Origin of the sequence: Dinoroseobacter sp. S375 (genome assembly GCF_049800775.1) — a bacterium.
In the GTDB taxonomy this organism is placed as follows: domain Bacteria; phylum Pseudomonadota; class Alphaproteobacteria; order Rhodobacterales; family Rhodobacteraceae; genus Dinoroseobacter.
In genome coordinates this window covers 361,412-384,445 of the sequence record NZ_JBNAFR010000002.1, presented here as the reverse complement: position 1 = coordinate 384,445, position 23,034 = coordinate 361,412, and the positions used below count along the sequence as shown (strand labels likewise).

At 65.3% G+C, this 23,034-nt stretch carries 23 protein-coding genes; 9 read left to right on the top strand and 14 right to left on the bottom strand.

The genetic code is table 11. The annotated features are described in order from the left end of the window. Both ACP150_RS06730 and ACP150_RS06725 read left to right on the top strand, forming a co-directional pair. Nucleotides 1-525, top strand: a complete 525-nt coding sequence (locus ACP150_RS06730; RefSeq protein WP_424965798.1) for a DUF2244 domain-containing protein — start codon at nucleotides 1-3, stop codon at nucleotides 523-525. A 76-nt stretch (nucleotides 526-601) separates the two neighbouring features. Continuing rightward, nucleotides 602-1,279, top strand: coding sequence for a Crp/Fnr family transcriptional regulator (locus ACP150_RS06725; RefSeq protein WP_424965797.1), 678 nt, complete (start codon nucleotides 602-604; stop codon nucleotides 1,277-1,279). A gap of 539 nt (nucleotides 1,280-1,818) precedes the next feature. Here ACP150_RS06725 and ACP150_RS06720 read toward each other — a convergent pair. Together ACP150_RS06720 and ACP150_RS06715 are read right to left on the bottom strand one after the other, a co-directional pair. Further along, entirely contained in the window at nucleotides 1,819-2,106 is a 288-nt protein-coding gene (locus tag ACP150_RS06720) for a TraR/DksA family transcriptional regulator (protein ID WP_424965796.1), read from the bottom strand. Between the two features lie 71 nt (nucleotides 2,107-2,177). Further along, the gene (locus ACP150_RS06715) at nucleotides 2,178-2,639 is read right to left on the bottom strand and encodes a GatB/YqeY domain-containing protein (protein WP_424965795.1); all 462 of its coding nucleotides are present in this window, start codon (nucleotides 2,637-2,639) and stop codon (nucleotides 2,178-2,180) included. A gap of 174 nt (nucleotides 2,640-2,813) precedes the next feature. Here ACP150_RS06715 and carA point away from each other — a divergent pair, with 174 nt between their 5' ends. Further along, the gene (gene carA / locus ACP150_RS06710; RefSeq protein WP_424965794.1) at nucleotides 2,814-3,983 is read left to right on the top strand and encodes a glutamine-hydrolyzing carbamoyl-phosphate synthase small subunit; all 1,170 of its coding nucleotides are present in this window, start codon (nucleotides 2,814-2,816) and stop codon (nucleotides 3,981-3,983) included. Between the two features lie 108 nt (nucleotides 3,984-4,091). Continuing rightward, nucleotides 4,092-6,005, top strand: a complete 1,914-nt coding sequence (locus ACP150_RS06705) for a glycosyltransferase family 2 protein (protein ID WP_424965793.1) — start codon at nucleotides 4,092-4,094, stop codon at nucleotides 6,003-6,005. On the opposite strand, the gene ACP150_RS06700 is transcribed toward ACP150_RS06705, so the two are convergent. Next, entirely contained in the window at nucleotides 6,002-6,643 is a 642-nt protein-coding gene (locus ACP150_RS06700; RefSeq protein ID WP_424965792.1) for a GntR family transcriptional regulator, read from the bottom strand. The genes ACP150_RS06705 and ACP150_RS06700 overlap by 4 nt on opposite strands. Before the next feature lie 93 nt (nucleotides 6,644-6,736). Here ACP150_RS06700 and ACP150_RS06695 point away from each other — a divergent pair, with 93 nt between their 5' ends. From ACP150_RS06695 to ACP150_RS06685, 3 genes are all read left to right on the top strand, one after another. Further along, nucleotides 6,737-7,384 (top strand): pyrimidine 5'-nucleotidase, encoded by a 648-nt coding sequence (locus ACP150_RS06695; protein ID WP_424965791.1) that lies wholly within the window; start codon nucleotides 6,737-6,739, stop codon nucleotides 7,382-7,384. A gap of 137 nt (nucleotides 7,385-7,521) precedes the next feature. Beyond that, nucleotides 7,522-7,767, top strand: coding sequence for a hypothetical protein (locus tag ACP150_RS06690; RefSeq protein WP_424965789.1), 246 nt, complete (start codon nucleotides 7,522-7,524; stop codon nucleotides 7,765-7,767). A 79-nt stretch (nucleotides 7,768-7,846) separates the two neighbouring features. Next, nucleotides 7,847-9,046 carry a UbiH/UbiF family hydroxylase gene (locus ACP150_RS06685; protein WP_424965788.1) on the top strand — a complete coding sequence of 400 codons (1,200 nt, stop codon included), beginning with the start codon at nucleotides 7,847-7,849 and terminating at the stop codon, nucleotides 9,044-9,046. Here the strand turns inward: ACP150_RS06685 and ACP150_RS06680 are convergent. From ACP150_RS06680 to ACP150_RS06665, 4 genes are all read right to left on the bottom strand, one after another. Beyond that, the gene (locus ACP150_RS06680; RefSeq protein WP_424965787.1) at nucleotides 9,032-10,177 is read right to left on the bottom strand and encodes an aminotransferase class V-fold PLP-dependent enzyme; all 1,146 of its coding nucleotides are present in this window, start codon (nucleotides 10,175-10,177) and stop codon (nucleotides 9,032-9,034) included. The two genes, ACP150_RS06685 and ACP150_RS06680, sit on opposite strands and share 15 nt — an antisense overlap. 186 nt (nucleotides 10,178-10,363) lie before the next feature. After that, entirely contained in the window at nucleotides 10,364-10,738 is a 375-nt protein-coding gene (locus ACP150_RS06675) for a cupin (RefSeq protein WP_424965786.1), read from the bottom strand. A 15-nt stretch (nucleotides 10,739-10,753) separates the two neighbouring features. Then, nucleotides 10,754-11,212 (bottom strand): Lrp/AsnC family transcriptional regulator, encoded by a 459-nt coding sequence (locus ACP150_RS06670; RefSeq protein ID WP_424965785.1) that lies wholly within the window; start codon nucleotides 11,210-11,212, stop codon nucleotides 10,754-10,756. Then, entirely contained in the window at nucleotides 11,209-11,667 is a 459-nt protein-coding gene (locus tag ACP150_RS06665; protein WP_424965784.1) for an Lrp/AsnC family transcriptional regulator, read from the bottom strand. Before ACP150_RS06665 ends, ACP150_RS06670 begins: the two co-directional genes overlap by 4 nt. Before the next feature lie 136 nt (nucleotides 11,668-11,803). On the opposite strand from ACP150_RS06665, the gene ilvC reads away from it, so the two are divergent. Continuing rightward, the gene (ilvC, locus tag ACP150_RS06660) at nucleotides 11,804-12,826 is read left to right on the top strand and encodes a ketol-acid reductoisomerase (RefSeq protein ID WP_424965783.1); all 1,023 of its coding nucleotides are present in this window, start codon (nucleotides 11,804-11,806) and stop codon (nucleotides 12,824-12,826) included. A 101-nt stretch (nucleotides 12,827-12,927) separates the two neighbouring features. Continuing rightward, nucleotides 12,928-13,521, top strand: coding sequence for a hypothetical protein (locus ACP150_RS06655; RefSeq protein WP_424965782.1), 594 nt, complete (start codon nucleotides 12,928-12,930; stop codon nucleotides 13,519-13,521). A gap of 67 nt (nucleotides 13,522-13,588) precedes the next feature. Here the strand turns inward: ACP150_RS06655 and ACP150_RS06650 are convergent, their stop codons facing one another. From ACP150_RS06650 to glyS, 7 genes are all read right to left on the bottom strand, one after another. Beyond that, nucleotides 13,589-13,741, bottom strand: a complete 153-nt coding sequence (locus tag ACP150_RS06650) for a hypothetical protein (RefSeq protein WP_424965781.1) — start codon at nucleotides 13,739-13,741, stop codon at nucleotides 13,589-13,591. 165 nt (nucleotides 13,742-13,906) lie between these two features. Next, nucleotides 13,907-15,250 carry a phosphoglucosamine mutase gene (glmM, locus tag ACP150_RS06645; RefSeq protein WP_424965780.1) on the bottom strand — a complete coding sequence of 448 codons (1,344 nt, stop codon included), beginning with the start codon at nucleotides 15,248-15,250 and terminating at the stop codon, nucleotides 13,907-13,909. Between the two features lie 16 nt (nucleotides 15,251-15,266). Next, nucleotides 15,267-16,280, bottom strand: a complete 1,014-nt coding sequence (folP, locus tag ACP150_RS06640) for a dihydropteroate synthase (protein WP_424965779.1) — start codon at nucleotides 16,278-16,280, stop codon at nucleotides 15,267-15,269. Then, entirely contained in the window at nucleotides 16,277-17,131 is an 855-nt protein-coding gene (locus ACP150_RS06635; protein ID WP_424965778.1) for a dihydroneopterin aldolase, read from the bottom strand. The genes folP and ACP150_RS06635 overlap by 4 nt, the downstream gene beginning before the upstream one ends. An 89-nt stretch (nucleotides 17,132-17,220) precedes the next feature. Beyond that, a complete protein-coding gene (locus ACP150_RS06630; RefSeq protein ID WP_424965777.1) occupies nucleotides 17,221-17,913 on the bottom strand; it encodes a cell wall hydrolase in 693 nt (230 codons plus the stop codon). A gap of 220 nt (nucleotides 17,914-18,133) precedes the next feature. Further along, entirely contained in the window at nucleotides 18,134-20,722 is a 2,589-nt protein-coding gene (locus tag ACP150_RS06625) for a putative PEP-binding protein (RefSeq protein WP_424965776.1), read from the bottom strand. 178 nt (nucleotides 20,723-20,900) lie between these two features. Next, nucleotides 20,901-22,967: a glycine--tRNA ligase subunit beta gene (gene glyS, locus ACP150_RS06620; RefSeq protein ID WP_424965775.1), complete on the bottom strand. Its 2,067-nt coding sequence runs from the start codon at nucleotides 22,965-22,967 to the stop codon at nucleotides 20,901-20,903. Nucleotides 22,968-23,034: the final 67 nt, after the last annotated feature.

Sequence of the window (23,034 nt, the reverse complement as noted above, 5' to 3'; positions counted from 1 at the left end):
ATGCCGCTTGAGTGGATTACACGAACACAGCAGGCTCCGGAGCAATCCGGGGCCTGTTTTCCCGTGGCAGAGCTCCATCTCTGGCCACACCGTTCCCTGACGGCCAAGGGGTTTGCCTGGTTCATCGGGATCACGGCCACGGCCCTGTCTCTGCCCCTGATCGCGGTGCTGGGGACGGCGGTGCTCTGGGGGCTCTTGCCGTTCATGCTCCTGGTGCTGGGCGGGGTGTGGTACGGCATCCGGCGCAATCAACGGGATCTGAGCCTGCATGAGGTGCTGGTGCTCGAAGAGGATCGGATCGCCCTGACCCGGCACAATCCGCGCCGCGACAACCAGCATTGGGAGGCCAATCCCTATTGGGTCGAGCTGCGGCTTCATCCGAAACAGGGGCCGGTCGAGAACTACCTGACCCTGCGCGGCAGTGATCGCGAGGTCGAGCTGGGCGCGTTCCTGTCGCCCGAAGAACGGCTCGACCTGCATGCGGAGCTGCAGGACCGCCTCAACCAGCTGCGCCGCATTCCCTAGCGCGCGCCGGCGGATGTCAGCCCGCGCGATCTGCGCGGGGCTTTCCCTCCCCCGGGTCAAACCCTACAGTCGAGCCATGCAAGCCAAGCCCCTCCCCCCTCTGCCCGATACCGGATTTCTCGCCGATACCTCTCCGGAGTTGCGGCAACTTCTCGAATCCCTCGCCCAGGAACGGGTCATGGAGGATGACGAGACCCTCTTCGAACAGGGGGATCCGGGGGATGCGCTCTTCGCCGTGGTCGAGGGAATCATCGAGATCAGCGTCCTGTCTCCGGATGGGCGCAAACTGGTACTCGACATCATGCGGCCCGGCGCGCTGCTGGGCGAGATCGCGCTGTTCGATCCGGGCGTGCGGACGGCGACCGCCATCGCGGTCGGGCCGACCCGGCTGCGGCGGTTGAAGAATGCCGACCTGATGAACGCGATTCGCAAATCGCCAGACATGGCCGTGGATCTGATTCATCTGGCCGGGCGCCGGATGCGAAGCATGAGCGCTCAGATCGAGGATCAGGCCTTTCTGCCCCTGTCGACCCGCCTTGCGCGCAAGCTGCTCTACCTCACCGAGGCCAATCCCGAGGGAGAGCTGTTCCTGTCTCAGGCCCAGCTGGCCGAGTTCGTCGGTGCGACCCGCGAGGCGGTCTCCAAGACCCTCGGCGAGTGGAAGCGGGCCCGCGTGATCGAGGCCAACCGGGGCGCCCTGCGCATCCTGGAACGCGGCGCCATGCGTGCGCTGGCCGAGCCGAACCAGCTCTGATCCCGATACGGAAACTTTTTTCGGTTTTTTCGGTGAATGTGAGCGAGTTCACATACCCCAGCCCCCCGAATCCCTAATGTCGGTCATGTGCTGAGCGGCAAATTTGATGGAAATAAACCTTCGGTTTTCCTGAAACGCCCGCCGGTACGAGACAGGTCCGTAATTTCGGGCCGACCAGTGCAGTGCGGAGTGATGGCCAATCTGCACCTTCGGCCCCTCGGGGTCGGAGCGACGTAGAGAGCGACCGGTTTTCGGTTTGGTTTAGGGTCATGTGTACTGCGCAAGCAGGGGGCCCGCCCGGTCGGTCTCAGTGTGAACGGTGCTTGAGTACTTCAGCGTGGCATTTGGACTTCGGTCCGGTGCCACGTCTGGAGCCCCTTGGAGAGAGTTTTTTAGTGACGACCTGCTGCGAGATCGCGCGTTGACCCTTTGCGCGCGATCTCGACGCAGCCTGCCTATGTGACTGCGCGTGTATCGCAACCCTGTGAAGTGACGAGTGACAGATCTGCGGGTGCCCGAGCGACCAGCTCAGGCACCCGTCAGGTCGTGCAATCCTTGCAGCGCGCACTGGTCGGATCAACGTCCAGACGGCCCGTCCCGATAAACGCCCCACAATCCACGCAATAGCCGAACTCACCGGTTTCCAGCCTATGCAACGCCGCCACGATCCGGGCGCGACGCCCGCGCCGCCGAACTTCCAGCGCGGCGGCCATGGCCTTCCCCTGCAGGGCGTCCATCCGGGACAGGCGTCCGATGCTTTGCTGATCCAGCGTGACCGGCTTGCGATCCGCGCTGCTCTGGTCCGAGACCTGATCAAGCTCCGCCATTTCCCGATCCAGCAGAGGGCGGTACTTGGCGTCCAGGGGGGGAGGTCGGGCGCGTCGGTCGTCGTCATCGGTCAGGCGCTCAGGCGTTCCTTCACCATCGGGCCGACGCGACCGAAATCCATCTGGCCGGTATAGCGCGACTTCAGCGCGCCGATGACCCGCCCCATGTCGCGGATCGACTCGGCCTTGAGCTCGGTGATCGCCGCCTGGATCGCGGTGTCGATCTCCGCCTCGTCCAACGGTGTCGGCAGGAACGCCTCGATCACCTCGATCTCCGCGAGTTCCTGTTCGGCCAGTTCCAGCCGCCCGGCCTCTTCGTAGGTCCGGGCTGTTTCCTGGCGCTGCTTGACCATTTTGCCAAGAATACCAAGGATGTCCGCCTCGGACACGCCATCGGCTTTGCCCTGCCCGCGCAGGGCGATATCCTTGTCCTTGATCGCGGCACTGATCAGCCGGAGGGTCGACAGCTTGGCCGCCTCCTTGCTCTTCATCGCGGATTTCAGCTCGGCAGAAATCTTGTCTCGCAGATCCATATCACCTGTTCCCGTGTGACGGTTCGAGCGCATAATCTAGGAGCTGACACCCCCCATGACAACCATCTTGGATTGCACGGTGTCGTGGGGTCGCGGCGGGCCCGATGGTTGCTTGACCCGCCTGCCCGCCGCCCTTAGGGTCCGCCAGATTTTGCCGCCTTCAAGGAGTCACCCATGTCCGCCCCCTCCGACACGCCGACCGCCTGCCTCGTTCTCGCAGATGGGACTGTCTTTTACGGGCGCGGGTTCGGGGCGACCGGCACGACCTCGGCCGAGCTCTGCTTCAATACCGCGATGACCGGGTATCAGGAGATCATGACCGATCCGTCCTATGCCGGACAGGTCGTGACCTTCACCTTCCCGCATATCGGTAATACCGGTGTCACAGCCGAGGATGACGAGACCGCGGATCCGGTGGCCGCAGGGATGGTCGTGAAATGGGATCCGACCGAGCCGTCGAACTGGCGCGCGCAGGGCGAGCTGACCGATTGGCTGGCGCGGACCGGGCGGATCGGGATCGGCGGTGTGGACACGCGGCGGCTGACCCGCCAGATCCGCCAGCAGGGGGCGCCCCATGTGGCGCTGGCCCATGACCCCGAGGGCAAGTTCGACCTCGAGGCGCTGGTGGCTCAGGCCCGGGGCTTTGCCGGGCTCGAAGGGGTGGATCTGGCCAAGGAAGTGACCTGCGCGCAATCCTATCTCTGGGATGAGAAACGCTGGGCCTGGCCCGAGGGCTACGCCCGGCGCGAGACCCCGGGTCACAAGGTGGTCGCCATCGATTACGGTGCCAAGCGCAACATCCTGCGCTGCCTCGCCTCGGCGGGTTGCGACGTGATGGTCATGCCCGCCAGCACCACCGCCGAAGAGGTTCTGGCCCAGAACCCCGCCGGTGTCTTTCTGTCCAACGGCCCGGGCGATCCGGCGGCCACGGGCGCCTATGCGGTGCCGATGATCCAGGGCGTGCTCGAACAGAGCGACCTGCCGGTTTTCGGGATCTGCCTCGGTCATCAGATGCTGGCACTGGCGCTTGGCGCACAAACGGTCAAGATGAACCACGGCCATCACGGGGCGAACCACCCGGTGAAGGATCTCGAGACCGGCAAGGTCGAGATAACCTCCATGAACCACGGCTTTACCGTGGACAGCCAGAGCTTGCCCGAGGGCGTGATGGAGACCCATCGCTCGCTCTTTGACGGCTCCAATTGCGGGATTCGGATGACCGACCGCCCGGTGTTTTCGGTGCAGTATCACCCCGAGGCGAGCCCCGGCCCGCAGGACAGCTACTACCTGTTCGAGCGCTTCGTTGCCGCGATCGAGGCGAAACAGGCCGTCTCTGCGGACTGAAACGGACCCCGGCTGGCCGAATGGGCCAGCCTTTGCGCCCTGTTTTTTACGGTTTCTTAACCCTGAACTCTCACTTTAGCTGGGCCGTCGTTCGGCTGAGTGAGTGTTATGTCCGTCGTGCCTCTCAAACCCGCTTTCGAGCCGGGGCCGATTTCCAATACGCCTGCGCGCCCCCGGCGCGCGGCCAAACCGCGTGCGCATCGCGACCTGCTGCTTGATCTGCTGGTGAGCCACGGACATATCTCGTCGGGCGAACGGGTGCAGGCCACCCATATGGCGCGGCTCCATGGCACCACACCACTCGAAGTGCTCGTGGCCGAAGGCTGGCTGAGCGATGAGGCGCTGATCTGGGCCCGCTGCACGCTCATGACCGCATCGCGCATCGTGCCGGACCGCAGCCCGGCGGACCCAGCCCTGGTCGACGACTTCGGGCTGCGTTGGTGCATCACACACGGGATCCTGCCCTGGCGGCGGCTCTCGGGGGCGACGGTCTTCATCACCGCCGCACCGGAAGAGTTCGAAACCCTGAAGGACAGCCTGCCGGCCTCTGCCGGGCGTCCGATCCTCGCCGTCGCGCCCATGCACGAAATCATCGAGGCCCTGCGCAGTGCCCATGCGGGCCGCCTCGTGGCCGAGGCCGAGAGCGCCGTGCCCTGGCGCTGGAGCTGCCGTGGCCTCAAACCGCCCCAGGCAGCCCTGTGGCTGCTGACCATGGCGCTGGGGGCGGCTTTTCTCATGCTGGTGCCTGGGCTGCTGGCAACCACTCTGGTCTGGATCACCCTCGGCACGCTGGCGATCACCATGGCGTTCAAGCTGGTTCTGACACTGGCCTGCCTGCTCGCCCGACCACCCCCACCTGCGGAGAGCGCGCCGCGGAACACCAGGACCCCCCTGCCGCGGATGACCGTCCTCGTGCCGCTCTTGCGGGAGTCCGAGGTCGCCGCCAAGCTTCTCAACAATCTGGATCGGTTGCGCTATCCGCGCGCCCTGCTCGAAGTGATCTTCGTGGTGGAGGCGGATGACGATGTGACCAAGAACGCTCTTTCGCAGCTCCACCTGCCACAGAGCTTCCGCATGCTCGAAGTGCCCGCCGGAACGGTGCAGACCAAGCCCCGCGCGCTGAACTTCGCGCTGCCCTTCTGCAAGGGCGAGGTGATCGGGATCTATGATGCCGAGGACCGGCCCGACCCGGACCAGCTGCTGAAGGTCGCGGAGGGGTTCCGCCATGCGGATCCGGAGGTCGCCTGCCTGCAAGGAAGGCTCGATTTCTTCAACACGCGCTACAACATCGTCGCGCGGTGCTTCACGGCGGAATATGCGGGCTGGTTCGGCCTGATGCTGCAAGGGCTGGACCGGCTGCGCCTGCCGATCCCGCTGGGCGGCACGACCCTCTTTCTGCGCCGCGCCGCGCTGGAACGAACCGGACCGTGGGACGCCCATAACGTCACCGAGGATGCGGATCTCGGCATGCGGTTCTATCGCTTTGGCTACCGCGTCCAGCTGATTGACACCGTCACGCAGGAAGAGGCCAATGTCCGGATCTGGCCCTGGATCAAGCAGCGCTCCCGCTGGATCAAAGGCTACATGGCCACCTATGTGGTCCATATGCGCGGGCCCGCGCAGCTCTGGCGCGATCTGGGTCCTGCAGGGTTTGCTGCCATGCAATGCCTGTTTCTCGGCTCGATCCTGGGGGCCCTGACCCTGCCCATATTGCTGACGATCTGGGCCGTGTCGCTGGGCGTGCCTGTCCCGGTCCTGCACAGCATGGCGATCCCCGAACCGGGCGTGCTCGGTCCCACCATGCTGGTGATCGAGGCGATCAACCTGCTGATCTGGGCCGTGGGCGTGCGCGCGCCGCGGCACCGGCACCTGATGCCCATGGTGCCGCTACTCCACATCTACTTTCTGATGTCCACGGTCGCCGCGCTCAAGGCCCTGATCGAACTGCTCCATGACCCGTTCTTCTGGGACAAGACCGACCACGGCGTGGCCGTGGCTGGCGAGACGGTCGAGCTGGACTAGAGGCTTTCGGCGTCGCTCTTGAGGCGGGTTTCAAAGGCGATGGAGATATGCGCCTTGAGCGCGGCATAGGCCGCATCCTCGTCCCGGTCGGCGATGGCGTTGATGATCGCGCGATGCTCCTCCAACGCCTCTTCGCCCCGGCCTTCGGCGGCCAGCGACGTGGTCGCCATCAGCGCCATGGAGCGGTAGACGAGGTCGAGCTGCTGGACGAGAAAGCGGTTATGGGAGGCCAGGTGGATCTGCTTGTGAAACCGCCGATTGGCCCGCGCCATCGCGGCCGCATCGCCAAGCAGGCTCGCATCCGCATCGACCATCTCGGCGAGCACCTTGATCTCTTCATGGGCCGCATGGCGTGCCGCCAGCCGCGCCGCCAGCCCCTCCAGCTCGCAGCGCACCACATAGAGCTCGGCCATCTGGCTGTGATCGAGGGAGGCCACGATCAGGCTCCGCCCGTCCCGCGCCAGCAGGGATTGCGTCTCGAGCCGTTGCAGCGCTTCCCGGATCGGAGTGCGCGACACGCCGAAGCGATCCGCCAGATCGCTTTCCACCAGACGATCGCCGGGCCGGTAGACCCCGACGTCAATCGCCTCGAGGATCAGGTCATAGGCGTCTTTCTGGGCCGGTTTGGGCTCTATCATCACGGTCTCCTCCGTGCGCAACCGTAGCCGCGCAGGCGCCGTGGGATCAAGACCACCATTGCCGCGCAAGACCGGAAAGCCTAGATATCCCGCATGGTTGCAGATCGCTTTGCCCATGTTGAGACATGGGTGTTTGACCTCGATAACACGCTCTACCCGCCGCATATGCGCCTCTTTGACCAGATCGAGACGCGGATGACGGCCTATGTGATGCGCGTGCTGGATGTGGCGGAGGCCGAGGCCGACCGGCTGCGCGCAGAGTATTGGGCGCGGTTCGGGACCACGCTCGCTGGGCTGATGGATGTCCATGACGTGGATCCGGCCCCGTACCTGACGGATGTCCACGATATCGACTTCTCGGTGCTGGAACCCGACCCCCATCTGGCGGCGCAGGTCCGCAGTCTCGGCGGGCGCAAGATCGTCTATACCAACGGCTCTGCGCCCTATGCCGAGCGGGTGTTGCAGCACCGGGGGCTGAGCGGGATCTTCGACGCGGTCTACGGGGTCGAGCATGCAGGGTTCCGCCCCAAGCCAGAGCGCGCGGCCTTCGAGACTGTCTTTGCCAAGGCCGGCGTGCAGCCGAACCGCGCCGCGATGTTCGAGGACGATACACGGAACCTGCAGGTGCCCCATGCGATGGGCATGCAGACCGTGCATGTCGCGCCGGATCCCGCCCCTGCGGATCACATTCACCATCACACGGATGATCTGGGCAGGTTCCTACAGGCGCTCGGCAATTAACCACCGGGCACCACTGGTAATCCGCGCATAAACACATATCTAACATGTGTCTTTTGCTGCACTGCGGCAAGACGCCGTCTCGCCTGCGCACGGCAGGTTTGCGATAGACGACCCACCTGACATTTCGGAGACCTGACATGACGACGATTTCGACCAATGCGCCGCTTTCGCCTGCCACGCCTGTAACCAAGACGGCAAAGAAAGCCTCGCGCTTTGACATCTCGGTTTCCAACGACGAATTCCAGGCCATTGGCCTTGCCCTGACCATCATCGCGCTCTGGGGCGGTGCCACGGCGATCTTCGGCTATGCCGGTCTGATCATCGGTGCGCTGACCATGGTCGCCGTGATGTACGCGGTGCTGATCACGATCAGCCGCGGCTGATCCCGCGCACGGGGACGAAATGCCGCTTGGCCCGCGGGGGAGACACGCCTAGGTGTATCCCAAACACGGAGGTCCGAGCATGCAGCCCACACGCACTGATATCCTGATTTCCGGCGGCGGCGTGGCAGGTTTGTCCGCCGCCGCCGCCTTTGGCACGGCCGGTTTTGACGTGGTGGTCGTGGACCCCGCGCCGCCCGTGACCGAGGGCGACGCGGCGGATGCGGATCTGCGCACGACCGCGTTCCTGCAACCTTCTCGCGATGTGCTGGCCCGCGCCGGGCTGTGGGAGCGTCTGGCCCCCTTCGCCGCACCGCTGCAGGTCATGCAGATCATCGATGCGGGCGGCCCCGAGCCCGTGGCCCGGGTGCAAAAGGCCTTCGATGCCGAGGATATCTCGGACGAGCCCTTCGGCTGGAACCTGCAGAACTGGCTCTTGCGCCGCGAGATGCTGGCCCGGCTGACCGAGCTGCCGAATGTGGAGTTTCGCGCGGGCATCGGCACGGCGGACGTGCTGACCCGGGCGACCGAGGCGCGCGTGCGGCTGACCGATGGCAGCATGGTCTCGGCGCAACTGCTGATCGCTGCGGATGGCCGCAACTCCCCGGTGCGCGAGGCACTCGGGATCGATGTCCAGACCACCCGCTACGGGCAGAAGGCCCTGGCCTTCGCCGTCACCCACCCCCTGCCCCATGACAGTGTCTCGACCGAGATCCACCGCTCGGGCGGGCCCTTCACCCTCGTGCCACTGCCGGATCTCGACGGCCAGCCGCGCTCGGCCATCGTCTGGATGGAACGCGGTCCCGAGGCCCAGCGCCTCGCCGCCCTGCCCGTGCCGGAGTTCGAGGCCGAGATGAACGCACGCTCCACCGGGTTGCTGGGGCATCTGACCCTCGTGTCGCGTCGCTCGGTCTGGCCGATCATCAGCCAGATCGCCGAGCGGTTCTCGGGCGAGCGCACCGCGTTGATGGCCGAGGCCGCCCATGTGGTGCCGCCGATCGGTGCTCAGGGTCTGAACATGTCGCTGGCAGATCTGCGGCTGCTTCTGGATCTGGCGGAGGCCAATCGCGACGCCCTCGGCAGCCCCGAGATGCTCGCCCAGTACCACCGCAAACGCTATCCGGATGTGCGCACGCGCATCGCCGGGATCGACATGCTGAACCGCGCTTCCATGGCCGCGGCGCAACCCTTGCGGGATGCGCGGGCACAGGGGCTCAAGGCGCTCTACGGCCTCGCCCCCGTGCGCAAATCGCTGATGCAGCTGGGCCTAGGCGTCCGCTAGGGGCGCAGTCGCCTTGTCGAGCACCTCGCGGAACCGCGCGACCGCGCTGTCCACGTCATAGAGCTTGTCGAGCCCGAAGAGCCCGATCCGAAATGTCCGGAACTCCGGAGGCTCGTCACATTGCAGCGGAACGCCCGCAGCGATCTGAGCCCCCTGGGCCGCGAATTTCGACCCGTTCTGCAGGGCCGGGTCATCGGTGTAGACCACCACCACGCCCGGCGCGCCATAGCCCTCGGCGGCCACCGACGGGAAGCCCCGCTCGGACAGGAGGCTGCGCACCTGGGTGCCCAGCGCCCATTGCGCCTCTTTCAGGCGTGAGAACCCGTAGTCACGGGTCTCCAGCATCGTGTCGCGGAAGGCGCGCAGGGCATCGGTCGGCATGGTCGCGTGATAGGCGTGCCCGCCGCCGAGATAGGCATCCATGATCGACACCCATTTCTTGAGATCGATGGCAAAGCTGTTGGATTGCGTCTCGGCCAGCCGCGCCACGGCCCGCTCGGACATCATCACGAGCCCGGCGCAGGGCGAGGCGGACCAGCCCTTTTGCGGGGCCGAGATCAGGACATCGACGCCCGTCGCTTTCATATCCACCCAAGCACAGCCCGAGGCGATACAGTCGAGCACCATCAGCGCGCCAACCTCATGGGCCGCTGCGGCGATTTGGGTGATATAGGCATCGGGCAGGATCACCCCCGCCGAGGTTTCCACGTGGGGGGCGAAGACCACATCGGGCTGGGTCTCGCGGATCCGGGTTACCACATCCTCGATCGGGGCCGGCGCAAAGGGCGCGGTGGCCCCATTGCCCACCTGCCGGGCCTTGATCACCGTCGTCTCGGAGGTGAAGCCCCCCGCCTCAAAGATCTGGCTCCAGCGATAGGAGAACCAGCCGTTCCGCACCACGAGCGCATGGGCATCGGTGGCGAACTGGCGGGCCACGGCCTCCATCCCGTAGGTGCCGCCGCCGGGCACGACGGCCACATGGTCGGCGTTATACACATCGCACAGCATCCCGTGGATGTCGCGCATCACCTCCTGAAACGTGGCGCTCATGGAATTGAGCGAACGGTCGGTGAACACCACCGAGTATTCCAACAGGCCGTCGGGATCGACAGTATCGAGCAAAGCGGTCATGGCAGTCTCCTCTCGGGCTCCGGCATGCAACGGGGCGCATCCGATGTCACGGGGAACTTAGAACAGACTTGGCGCCAAAGAACGGGTTTTTCCGTCGCAACCGCCACGCGCGACGCAGATCGGAAACATGGAGACGGATTTCATGACATTTGGCGGGCTGCGCAAGGGACGGCCCGCCGGGCCGGGTCACTCCGGTGTCGGGTGCTGGACGATCACGCATTCGAAGTCGTCCTCGCTGGTGACCCGCGTGTGATGGCCCTTGCCATGGGTGTCCGCCATGCGCCAGACATCGCCCGGTCCAATGTCGCGGGTCGTCCCGTCACTGGCGGTCACGCGCACGGAGCCGCGCAGGCAGATCAGCGACTGGATGACCGGGGTCGGATGGATCGGTTCGTCCCACCCCGCCCGCAGCCGCAGAAACAGCATGCCCGTGGCGGGCGCGGTCTCGGAGATTTCGATCGCTTCGGCGGGCGGGGCAAAGGTCTTTTCCGCGAGGGCGACGGCCACGTCCTTCCAATGGCTCTCGCCCGCCCCATCTGCGAAGAGGTCAAAGTATTTCATGCTGATTTCCCAAACCTAGCCAAGCGGGCCTGCCCGGCGTTCCTCGGACAAAAGCACATTTGCCTCGACCTCGCCAGCGCCCGGCAGGGTCATGATCCGCCGCCGCAAGACCCGCTCGAAATCCGAGATGTCGCGCGCCACCACGCGCAAGCGATAGTCATAGGCCCCGAGCACGTGTTGCACCACCTGCACCTCGGGAATGGCGGTCACCGCGCGCTCGAAATCCTCGACACTGACCCGGCCCTTGGTGGCCAGTTTCACGCCCAGAAACACGGTCACCCCGAACCCCAATGCCTCGGCATTCAGGCGCAGGCGGCGCCCCTTGAGAATGCCCGCATCCTCCAGCCGCTTGATACGGCGCCAGGTGGCGGGCTGGCTGAGCCCCAGCTTGCGGCCCAGCGCCCCGGCGGTCTGACGCGCGTCCTGGCCGAGGGCGCGCAGCAGTTTCCGATCAATCGGGTCCAGGTCGATCATACGGGCAGCGCCTCGTCGGTTTTGACATCCGAGATGAGCATCAGCTGCTCGATGTCGAGAATATGCGGCAGGTTGAGGATCCGGCTGCGATAGATCTCCTGGTAATGGGCCATATTCCGCGCCAGCACGTTGAGCCGGACATCCACCCGGCCCAGAAAGGTCTGGATCTCGGTGACCTCGGGCACCTCGCGGGCCGCGGCGAGAAAGATGTCGAAGGCGTTGCGCTCGGTCTTGTCCAGCGTGATGCGCAGGGCGACCTCCACCGCGAAACCCAGCGCCCGCCAGTCGATGATCGCCTCGACACCGGCAATGACGCCCGCCGCCTCCAAACGCTCCAGCCGCCGCCAGCAGGTCGCTTTGGGCAGCCCGACCAGCGCGGCCAGTTCCGCCGCGCTCGCCCCGGGCTGGGACTGAAAAAACCGCAAGAGGCGGCGATCCACATCATCAATTTGCATGATTGGATCAGTAATAGACATTTGCACGAATAGCAATTTCGCCAATGCGCGATTTTCTATGCGTGCCCTGCTCGCACCTCGGGCCAGAGCCCGTATGGTGCGCGGCGGAGAACATATAACAACGAGGACGTGAGACATGCGCGTTTACTATGATCGCGATTGCGATGTAAACCTGATCAAGGACAAGAAGGTCGCCATTCTGGGCTACGGCTCCCAGGGCCACGCCCACGCGCTGAACCTGCGTGACAGCGGTGCCAAGAACCTCGTCGTCGCCCTGCGCGAAGGCTCGGCCTCGGCCAAGAAAGCCGAAGGCGAAGGCCTGCAGGTGATGGGGATTGCCGAGGCCGCCGCATGGTGTGACGTGATCATGTTCACCATGCCCGATGAGCTTCAGGCCGAGACCTACAAGAAATACGTCCATGACAATATCCGCGAAGGCGCCGCGATTGCCTTTGCCCATGGTCTGAACGTGCATTTCGGCCTGATCGAGCCGAAGCCCGGCGTGGACGTGATCATGATGGCGCCCAAGGGCCCGGGTCACACCGTGCGCGGCGAATACACCAAGGGCGGCGGCGTGCCCTGCCTCGTGGCCGTGGACACCGACGCCACCGGTCGCGCGCTGGAAATCGGCCTGTCCTACTGCTCCGCCATCGGTGGCGGTCGTTCGGGCATCATCGAGACCAACTTCCGCGAAGAATGCGAAACCGACCTCTTTGGCGAGCAGGCCGTGCTCTGCGGTGGTCTGGTCGAGCTGATCCGCATGGGTTTCGAGACCCTGGTCGAGGCGGGCTACGCCCCCGAGATGGCCTATTTCGAATGCCTGCACGAAGTGAAGCTGATCGTGGACCTGATCTACGAAGGCGGCATCGCGAACATGAACTACTCGATCTCGAACACCGCCGAGTATGGCGAGTATGTCTCGGGTCCGCGCGTTCTGCCCTATGACGAGACCAAGGCCCGTATGAAAGCGGTTCTCACGGACATTCAGACCGGCAAATTCGTACGTGATTTCATGCAGGAAAACACCGTGGGCCAGCCCTTCTTCAAAGGCACGCGCCGTCTGAACGACGAGCACCAGATCGAAGAAGTCGGCAAGCAGCTGCGCGGCATGATGCCGTGGATCTCGGCCGGCAAACTGGTCGACCAGGAGAAGAACTGAGCCCCCTGTTTCGACTTTGTCACTGCGAAAGCTCCGGTTCTGCCGGGGCTTTCTCTTTTGTCGATAATCGTGATACAAATTAAGCATATTTGGAGATTCTCATGGTCCGCCTGCTTACTTTTGTGCTCACTGTGTGTTTTGCGACCGCATCCCACGCCGTTCCGCTGCGCCTCAACTATGATGTCGAGGCGCTGGATAACGGCCTTTTTGCCTATGATTTCGAGGTTCGAACCACGATTGAGGATGGCGACTTCCTGCCCGGAATGACCTTCAACTGGTTCGTGATCGGTGTTGGTGTGCTGGGCGCGGCATCGGCCTTTGCCGAAGGCGCGGATTTCTTTCACGACACGCCGGATGGCGCGCGCGCCGGGGTCTCCTCGGGCTTTGTGAACGGGCCGGAGCTTTGCTTCAACGGTAGCTGCATCACCCCGGGCTGGACACCGACCACCGTGGGCGAAAGCTTCAGCTTCAAGGGCATCTCCCAGTCGCTGGTCCAGGCCAGCGAGTTCGACTGGACCTTCCTGCACATGACGTCGCCCCTGGACGGGCAGACCACGCAGCAGTTGCAGATCATTGGCGGCGATGACCCGGATGACAACACGGCGCCTATTCCGCTGCCGGCACCGATCCTGCTCTTGGGGGCGAGTCTTGCCGGGCTGGCCGGCGCGTCGCGATTGCGCAAGCGCGCCGCCTGACAGCACCATACCTTCGCGACGAAAAAACCCGCCGAAATCGGCGGGTTTTGTGATTCAGGACAAGGTCCTAGCTGTCCGAGCTGGTCTCCTCAGCTTTGACCGGGGCGGGCTCCGGATCCGGCTCGGCCGCGTTTTTCATGGCCACCATGCCATCCTTCATGAACATGAAGACGGACAGTGCCAGCAAGGCCAGCAGCAGCACAATTCCAATAAAGTACATTCCTTAGCTCCCTTATACCCAGTTGCGAGGACGGCCAGCGGGCGCATTGGTCCCGAGATCCGCCTTTCCAAAATGTCGCAGGTTCAGGCAGTCGGTGCAAACACGAAGCCGAGAGCCGCGCTCAAAACCGCCGCGCTTGCCGGTTTTTTGAGCGCGTATACCGGATCACAGGGCGGCTTCGACCGCGCCCACGACGTCATCCACGACCTGTTCCAACAAGGTCTCATCCCGGCATTCGGCCATGACCCGCACCAGGGGCTCGGTTCCGGATTTCCGGATCAGAAGCCGCCCCGTCCCCTCCAGCGCGGTTTCCGCCTGACGGATCGCGGCCTTCACCGCGGCAGCCTGCAGCGGGTCCTGCCCGACCCCGTAGCGCACATTCTTCAGAAGCTGCGGGACCGGCGTGAAGCTCTGCTTGAGCTCTGAGGCCGAGCGCCCCTGCTGGACCATCTCGGCCAGGAATTGAAGACCCGCCATCAGCCCGTCGCCGGTGGTGCCGTAATCGGTCATGACGATGTGGCCCGATTGCTCACCACCAAGGTTCCAGCCGCCGCGCCGCATGGCCTCGACCACATAACGGTCCCCCACCGGCGTCCGCATCAGGCGCAGTCCCAGCGCCTCGAGATATTGCTCCAATCCGAGATTGGACATGACCGTGGCCACCAGCGTGTTGTCGCGCAGCATCCCCTGGGCGGCCCAGCGGGTCGCAAACAGCGCCATGATCTGATCGCCATCGGCCAGATCGCCGTTTTCATCGAGGATCATGACCCGGTCCGCGTCGCCGTCCAGACAGATCCCCACATCCGCCCCATGGGCGACCACCGCTTCCGCTGCCGAGCGCGGCGCGGTCGAGCCGCAATCGAGGTTGATGTTCCGGCCATTGGGCGACACGCCCACCGGGATCACCGTCGCGCCCAGTTCCCACAGAACCGCCGGAGCCGCCTTGTAAGCCGCGCCATTGGCGCAATCGATCACCACCTTCAGCCCATCGAGCCGGAGATGGGCGGGAAAGGTCCGCTTGGCCCGCTCGATATAGCGCCCGAGCCCATCATCGATGCGCTTGGCCCGGCCGATATTCTTGGCCTGGGCCGGAATGACCTCGCCGCTCAGGATCTCTTCGATCTGGGTCTCGGCCTCATCGCTGAGCTTGTAGCCATCGGGGCCAAAGAACTTGATCCCGTTATCATCCGCCGGGTTATGGCTGGCCGAGATCATCACGCCCACATCCGCCCGCATGGATTGCGTCAGCAGGGCCACCGCCGGGGTCGGGATCGGCCCGAGCAGCAGCACATTCATCCCGGTCGAGGTGAAGCCCGCGGTCAGCGCGGTCTCGAACATATAGCCAGAGAGCCGCGTGTCCTTGCCGATCACCACCCGGTGCGCCGCCGACTGATCCCGCCGGAAATAGCGCCCCGCCGCCGCCCCGAGACGCAGGGCGAACTCCGCCGTCATCGGTGCGGTATTGGCGGTGCCACGCACGCCGTCGGTGCCGAAGAATTTCCGTGCCATCAGAGCCCCTGCCCGTTCAACCTGTCTCCACCCGCGTCAGCGGATGCCAGAGCGCAAGCGCCTGGTGCGTTTCCTTTACATCATGAACGCGCAGGATCTGAACCCCTTGCGCAACCCCGTGCAGCGCCACGGCAAGGGATCCGGCCACACGGTCCCGCGCTTGGGCGGTTGCGGACAGTGTCCCGATGAACCGCTTGCGCGACGCGCCCAGCAGAATTGCGCAGCCCAGCCCGTGAAACAGGCTGAGCCCGCGCAGCAGGGCAAGGTTATGCTCCAGCGTTTTGCCGAACCCGATGCCCGGATCCACGAGCAGGTCCGCCCGCGCGATCCCGGCTGCCTCGGCACGGTCCACATGAGCCTCCAGCGCGTCATAGACGTCAAAGAGCACATCCTCGTAGCGGGGATCGTCCTGCATCGTCTCAGGCGCGCCCTGGGCATGCATCAGGCAGGCCGGCAGACCGAGACGGCGGGTCGTCTCGGCCATGGTCGGGTCGAACCCGAAGGCGGACACGTCATTGATCAGGGTCGCGCCGGCGCTTGCTGCGGCCTCGGCCACAGCCGCCTTGCGCGTGTCGATCGAAATCGGCGCCGTCACCCCTCGCGCCCGCAGATCCGCAATGACCGGCGCGGTGCGCGAAATCTCGTCGGCGATGGCCACTTCCTTTGCGCCGGGCCGGGTGCTTTCCCCTCCGATATCAAGGAGATCCGCGCCATCGGCCAGCATCTGCTCGGCTTGCGCCCGCGCCGCCGCCGGGGCATCGAACAGCCCGCCATCGGAGAAACTGTCCGGGGTGGTGTTAAGAATGCCCATAATCTGCGGCACGTCCATGGACAGCCCGGAAATGCTGGTTCGCGGGGTGCATAGGCGCGTCCGCACCGCCTCCGGAAGCTCCGCCGCCGCGAGCTGGGTCGCGCTGCCGCCACGGTGCAGCACCTCGACCCGGTCAAACCAGACCCAGCCACCGGCAAGTTGCAGCGCGTCGGCACCAGGGGCCAGCGTGGGGATCGGACGGTAGTAGGGACGGCTCATGGGGCTTCGGGCGTCACCAATTCGCGGGCATCCAGCCGCGCGGCCAGCCATTCGGCGATGCCACGCGCATCCGCCGCCTCGGGCACGGGCCCGTCCGTAGCGTCGAGCAGCATCTTGCCCGGGGCCCAGACCGTCATCTGCCCCTGCCGCAGGGCCCAGTCGATCTCGGTCCGGCTGTCCACCACCACGCAGCGCGGGTCGCGCGCCGCGAGGATCCAGGCATTCTGTTCAATCGCCAGCAGGTCGATCCGCCGCTGCGCCGCAGGGTGGCTGGCCTGCGGGCGCGCACCGGGCGCAGGCCCGACACAGAGCACCACGGGCGCATCGCCTTGCTCCAGCCTGTCGAGGTGCTGCGCCAGCGTCGTCGCCTCGATCATCTCGTCAGAAAACAGCACGATCCTCGGCTGAGGCACCGGGTCGCTGACCCGCTGGGCATCCTCGGGCGTGCGGACGATCTCGACACCCAGCGCATAGGGCCCTCGATCCAGCTTCTCGATCCGCACAAAGGCCCGCGCGGCCTTGGGGTCCGACAGGATGCGGTCTGCCACACGCTCGGCCAGGGTTTCCAGCAGGTTCAGGCGTTCCTCGGCCAGCGAGGCATGGATCGCTTCGGTGATCGTGTCATAGGACAGCACGCGGTCCACATCGTCACCCAGCGTCTCGGCGGCCATGCGCACCTCGACCACGACGTTGAAGCGGACCTTCTGGCGCGTGCCCCGCTCGGCCTGAAACGCGCCGATCTCGACCTCCAGCGTGTAATCCCGCAGGGAGATCCGGTCACGTCCATCCTCCGCGAGATGCGTCGCGCGGATCTCGGGATGCGCAAAGGCGCGCCGTGTTTCGTCATTCATAGAAAGGGCGTCCTCAAGCGCTCGGGGTCTGCCGGATGCTAGCACAGGCAGATCCGCTTGGGACAGACGGAACGCGTCCAATCAGAGGGTCAGCGCGACGCAGTCCGGTTCGGATAGAACTGACGATAGAAGCGGTGCACACCGATTTCGGCGGTCTTGATATAGGTCTTGGACCAGCTCGGACGCACGGCCGTCGTATGATAATGCGTCGCGCCATCGGTCAGGGACCGCTCGGCGGTCTCGAGGCTGAGCTTTGCAACCTTGCCCACGCTGTCCCAGGCGCGCGGCTCCGAGATCCGCTCCGGATGGCCGTCACAGGTATAGGTGAACTGGCACTGGTACTTGCGGCCCGTGCCCTGATTGATCACGCCGCAGACCGAGTTCGGATACCGCGCCGATTCCACCCGGTTCAGGATGACTTCGGCCACGGCGAACTGCCCCTTGATGCTCTCACCCCGTGCCTCGAAATAGAGCGCCTCGGTCAGGCATTGCCAGGCTTCGCCACCCTCGGCCTTGGGCTGGGAATTGATCCATTCGCGGCTGTATTTCCGCTCTGCCGGCATGGGGCTGACCTCAACCGGTGCTGCCAGCTCCTCGAGCCGCGTCGGCGCCAGGGCAGACAGGCCACCCTCCTCGGCACCGAGCAGGCCGCGCAGCTCCAGATCGAGGGTCGCGGTCTGCGCGTTGGAGGTCGAGACGGTGACATCCGCAGACGCCATGCCAGTGCACATCACGACGAGACCCGTCGCAACGAGCTGTTTCACATCCAAAAAGCGCTTCATACCCAACCTCATCCGCAGCGCCGCAACACTCCGGGAGCAGACCCACAATGCACGGTATCGTTAACAGAGAGCCCCTCTCATGCGCTTTGCAGGTGCAGAAAACCTTCGCGCATGCAGCATGAGCCCGCTGACGAACGGTTTGTTAAGAGATCAGGACAGCAGCGTCCACCCCAGCGTCATGCGGCATGGACAACGTCGGCGGTTCTTTGCCTTTTTTGCATCACCCGCCGCTGCGCAGGACTCTGCCCAAAATGTTGAATCGCCGTGGCTTTTTCTCGGCAGGAACCTCGGTCAGGGCGAGGTGGGCAGCCGCCATGCGCGCAACGGGTACCCGAAACGGTGAGCAGGAAACATAGTTAAAGCCCGCTTTTCGGCAAAAATCGATCGAATCGGGATCGCCCCCGTGTTCGCCGCAAATCGACAGGGTCAAATCAGATCTGACGGAGCGGCCCCGCCCGGCGGCAAGGTTAAGCAATTCGCCCACGCCATCGGCATCCAGCGTATGAAATGGGTCTTCGGAGAACACGCCCTGCTGCACATAGGTGCCCATGAAGCGGCCCGCATCGTCGCGGCTCAGGCCGTAGGTCATCTGGGTCAGGTCGTTGGTGCCGAAGGACAGGAAATCTGCGATCTCGGCGATCTCTCCGGCCTTGAGCGCGGCGCGCGGCGTCTCGACCATGACGCCCAGCCGGTAGCCAAATCGCGTGCCCCGCTCGGTCCGCACCGCCGCCGCCACCGCGTCGATATTCGACTTGATCAGCTCGACCTCGCGCCGGGCCGAGACCAGTGGCAGCATGATCTCCGGCGTGATGATCGCCCCTTTGAGGCTGACATCCGCCGTCGCCTCGAAAATCGCCCTCGCCTGCATGGCATAGATCTCGGGGATCGCGATGCCGAGCCGCACGCCGCGCATGCCCAGCATCGGGTTGTACTCGCTCAGCGCATCGATCCGCTGGGTCACGGTCGAGACCGGCAGATCCAGCGCCTCGGCCAGGTTCCAGATCCCGTCGCGGGAGGTGGGCAGAAACTCGTGCAGGGGCGGATCGAAGAGCCGGATCGTCACAGGCTTGCCGCGCATGATCTCGAAGAGGTGGACGAAATCCTCGCGCTGCATGGGCAGAAGACGCTCCAGCGCCGCCCCCCGCGCCTCGGCCGTATCGGCAAAGATCATCTCATGCATGACCGTCAGGCGATCTTCGTCGAAGAACATGTGCTCGGTCCGGCAGAGGCCGATCCCCTCGGCGTCAAAGCGTCGGGCGACCTCGGCATCGGCGGGCGTATCCGCATTGGCCCGGATGCCGATATCCCGGGCCTGGTCGGCCCAGGCCATGAGCGTGCGGAAGGACCCGTCGAGCGATGGCTCCATCAGGCGCGGCGCCCCGGCCAGACAGGTCCCTGCCGTGCCATCAAGGGTCACCGTATCGCCCTCGGCAAAGACCCGGCCATCCGCAGAGGTCAGCTTTTTTTCCTTGGCATCCAAGGTGATATCGCGCGTGCCCACCACGCAGGGCTTGCCCAGCCCCCGGGCGATCACCGCCGCATGGCTCGTCATCCCGCCGCGCTCGGTCAGCACGCCCACGGCGGCATGCATGCCGCGGATATCCTCGGGCGAGGTCTCGGTGCGCACCAGAATGCAGGGCACTTCCTGGGCCTCGCAGGCCTGTGCGGCAGGTGCGGAAAAGACCAGCTGCCCCGTCGCCGCGCCGGGGCTCGCCGCCATGCCCTTGGCGATCACGTCCCGCGCCGCATCGAGCGCCACCTGACGGTGCAGCAGCTCCGGCAGGGCGCGCGGCTCGATCCGCAGCAGCGCGTCTTCCTTGCTGATCACCCCGCTCTCGGCGAGCGCCACGGCGATCCGGACCGCCGCGCGCGAGCTGCGCGGCACCTTGACCGCGTCCAGCACGCTCAGCCGCCCGGTATCGAGGGTGAACTCGATCTGCATCTCCTCGCGCAGCCCGTTGCGCAGGATATCGCTGAGCGATTGCAGCTCGGCAAATGCCTCGGGGCAGGCCTCCTCGAGCGAATGTCCGCGATGGTCGCGCGACAGGTACATCGCTTCCTTGCGGCGGGCGAGCGCGTCGCGGCCCTGGGACTGGCTGAGATAGCGCCCGGTGATCTGCGGATGCCCGGTTTCGGAGCTGACGAACTGGATCACGCCCGAGCCGCTCTCGGGCGCGCCGAGCCCGAGCGCCATGCGCTGCACCACCAGCCCGAGCCCGGCCTCCACCGGGGCGCCCTTGGCCTGCCGCAGAAGCCGGGCCGAGGTTCCTTCCCAGGCCCGCGCCATGGATTTCAGAACGGCGGCGAGCTGGTCCGCGGGGCTTTGGGGAAAGGGCTCCTCCATCTCGTCTTCATAGGCCGCCAGCGCCTCGGTCAGCGCATCGCGCGTGGGCTCGGTCGGGCCGAAAAACTCGGGATCGAGCCGCGCCACCTCGACCGCAAAGGACTGGATGAAGCGCAGATAGATCGCCCGCGCCGCCTCGGACCCGATGGTTTCGGACAGGCTGAGCAGCATGGCGTCGTTCATTCCGATATCGAGCACCGTGGACGGACCGCCCCATTCCTGCAGCTCGGGGCTCGGACGCACAGAGACCAGCGGATCCGCGCCGAAGCTCGACAGCAGGGCGGACATGTCGAACATCTGCCCCGCCGCAATCGCGCGCACGGTCTCAAAACTCAGGGCCACGGTATGGGGCACCGGCATGTCGAGACGGATCAGCCGCTGGACACATTTCGCGCGCTGGCCGTGGGTTTCAGCCGATAGCGCAACAGTCCGGGTGATCTCGGTAAATGGCGCGCTCTTCTGCACCGCAGCGTCCTCCTGTTAGCGCTACGATAGACAGCGTGGTTGCATTTGCAACTACCCGAAAGTGGGCATGTCAGCGCGGCCCGGTGGGGTCAGACCCGGCGTCGGCACCCCGTCGGACAGGTGTCGGACATCTGTCGGGCAAGTGTCGGGCACGGTCGCGCGGTGCGGTAAGGGCGGCTTAACCCTCGATCCGGGTCAGATCGGCCACCGCGCCGCAGGTCGTGCGGATCCGGCTCAGCAGGTTGAGGCGGTTCCGGCGCAGGATGGCATTCTCGTCATTGACCTGCACAGCGTCGAAAAACGCATCCACCGGTCCGCGCAACCCGGCCATGGCACTCATGGCAGCGGCGAAATCCTCGGCCTCGAGCGCTGGGGTGATCGCCGCCTCAGCCACATCCAGCGCCGCAAAGAGCGCCTTTTCCTCGGCGCTCTCAGCGAATTTCGGATCCGCGCCATAGGAATATTCGACCCCGTCTGCGTCTTCGGCCTGGGTCAGGATGTTGTTGGCCCGCTTGAAGCCCTGGAGCAGGTTCTCGCCATCCTCGGTCTTGAGCACCTCGGACAGCGCCCGCGCCCGCATGACCACGAGCAGCAGATCGTCATTGCCCGGCATGGCCAAACAGGCGTCGATCACGTCATGGCGGATGCCCTCATCCCGCAGGAAGACCTTGAGGCGGTCGTGGAAGAAGGAGAGGAGGTCGCCAGCGCTTTCAGCCCCATGAGCCTTCGCCCCGGATGCAAACACTGCATTGAGCGGCAGGCGCAGCCCATTCTCCAGCACGATCCGGATCACACCCAATGCTGCGCGGCGCAGCGCAAAAGGGTCTTTGGAGCCGGTGGGTTTTTCGTCGATGGCCCAGAATCCGGTCAGCGTGTCGAGCTTGTCGGCGAGCGCGACGGCCACGCTGAGCGGCGCGGTGGGGACCGCGTCCGAGGGGCCGAGGGGCTGGTAATGCTCTTCGGCGACGGCAGCGACTTCTGCCGGGTGGCCTGCGGCCTCGGCATAATACCGGCCCATCAGACCCTGAAGCTCGGGAAACTCATAGACCATTTCGGAGCTGAGATCGGCTTTGGCGAGCCCGGCGGCGGTACGCGCGGCTTCCGCGTCCGCCCCAACCTGGGGCGCGAGCTCTGCGGCAAGATCCGCAATCCGGGCGATCCGCGCCTCCTGACTGCCGAGCTTGTTGTGGAACGTCACGGCGCCCAGCGCGTCGCGCCAAGTCTGCATGCCAGACTTGGCCACCCGCAGGTCATTCTCCCAGAAGAACTTCGCATCCGAGAGGCGCGCGGACAGAACCTTGCGGTTTCCGGCCAGGATCATGGCCCCGTCATCGGCGGTCTCGTTATTGGCCACTGTTACAAATCGAACAATTTTCCCCGTTTTCGGATCCCGAACCGAGAAAAACTTTTGATGTTCTTTCATTGAGGTCTGCAGCACCTCTGGCGGCAGCTCGAGGAAGTCTTCGCCGATCTCCCCCATCAGAACCACGGGCCATTCGACCAGCCCGGCCACCTCGGCCAGCAATCCCTTGTCCTCGACCACCTCAAGCCCCGAGGCAAAGGCCTGATTTGTGGCATCAGCCCAGATGTGGTCGGCCCGCTCGGCGGGATCGAGGATCACCTTGGCCCGGCGCAGCTTGGTCTCGTAGTCGTCAAACCCGGTCACCTTGATCTCGCCCGGCGCGAGGAAGCGGTGCCCCTCGGTCACGTCGCCCGCCACGATCCCGTCCACGCTCAGGGGGACGATCTCGCTCCCCTCTTCGTCGCGCAGCACGCAGAGGATGCGGTGCAGCGGACGCACCCAGCGCAGGGAGCCCGCGCCCCAGCGCATGGATTTCGGCCAGGGGAAGTTGCGGATCGTCGCCTCGAGCACCTCGGCAATGATCTCGGCCGCGGGACGGCCCGGCTTTTCGATCACGGCAAACAGGACGTCGCCCTTGGGCGTCTCGCGGGTCTCGAGATCCTCAAGCGCGAGCCCCGTGGATCGCAAAAACCCCGCCACGGCCTTCTCGGGCGCATCGGCGCGGGGGCCTTTACGTTCCTCGCGGACGGGCGCGGAGGCGCCCAGCATATCCGACACCACCAGTGTCAGGCGGCGCGGCGTGGCAAAGGCCCGCGCCCCGGCATAGGTCAGACCCGCCTCGACCAGGCCATCCGTCACCCGCTTGCGCAGGTCCTCAGCCGCCTTCGCTTGCATGCGGGCGGGGATTTCTTCGGAAAAAAGCTCGATCAGGAGGTCCGGCATAGGTCTCGTCCAAGGCTGTTCGGGGCGGGTTTAGCGGCCCGCGTGATAAGGGTCCAGTTCGAACCCC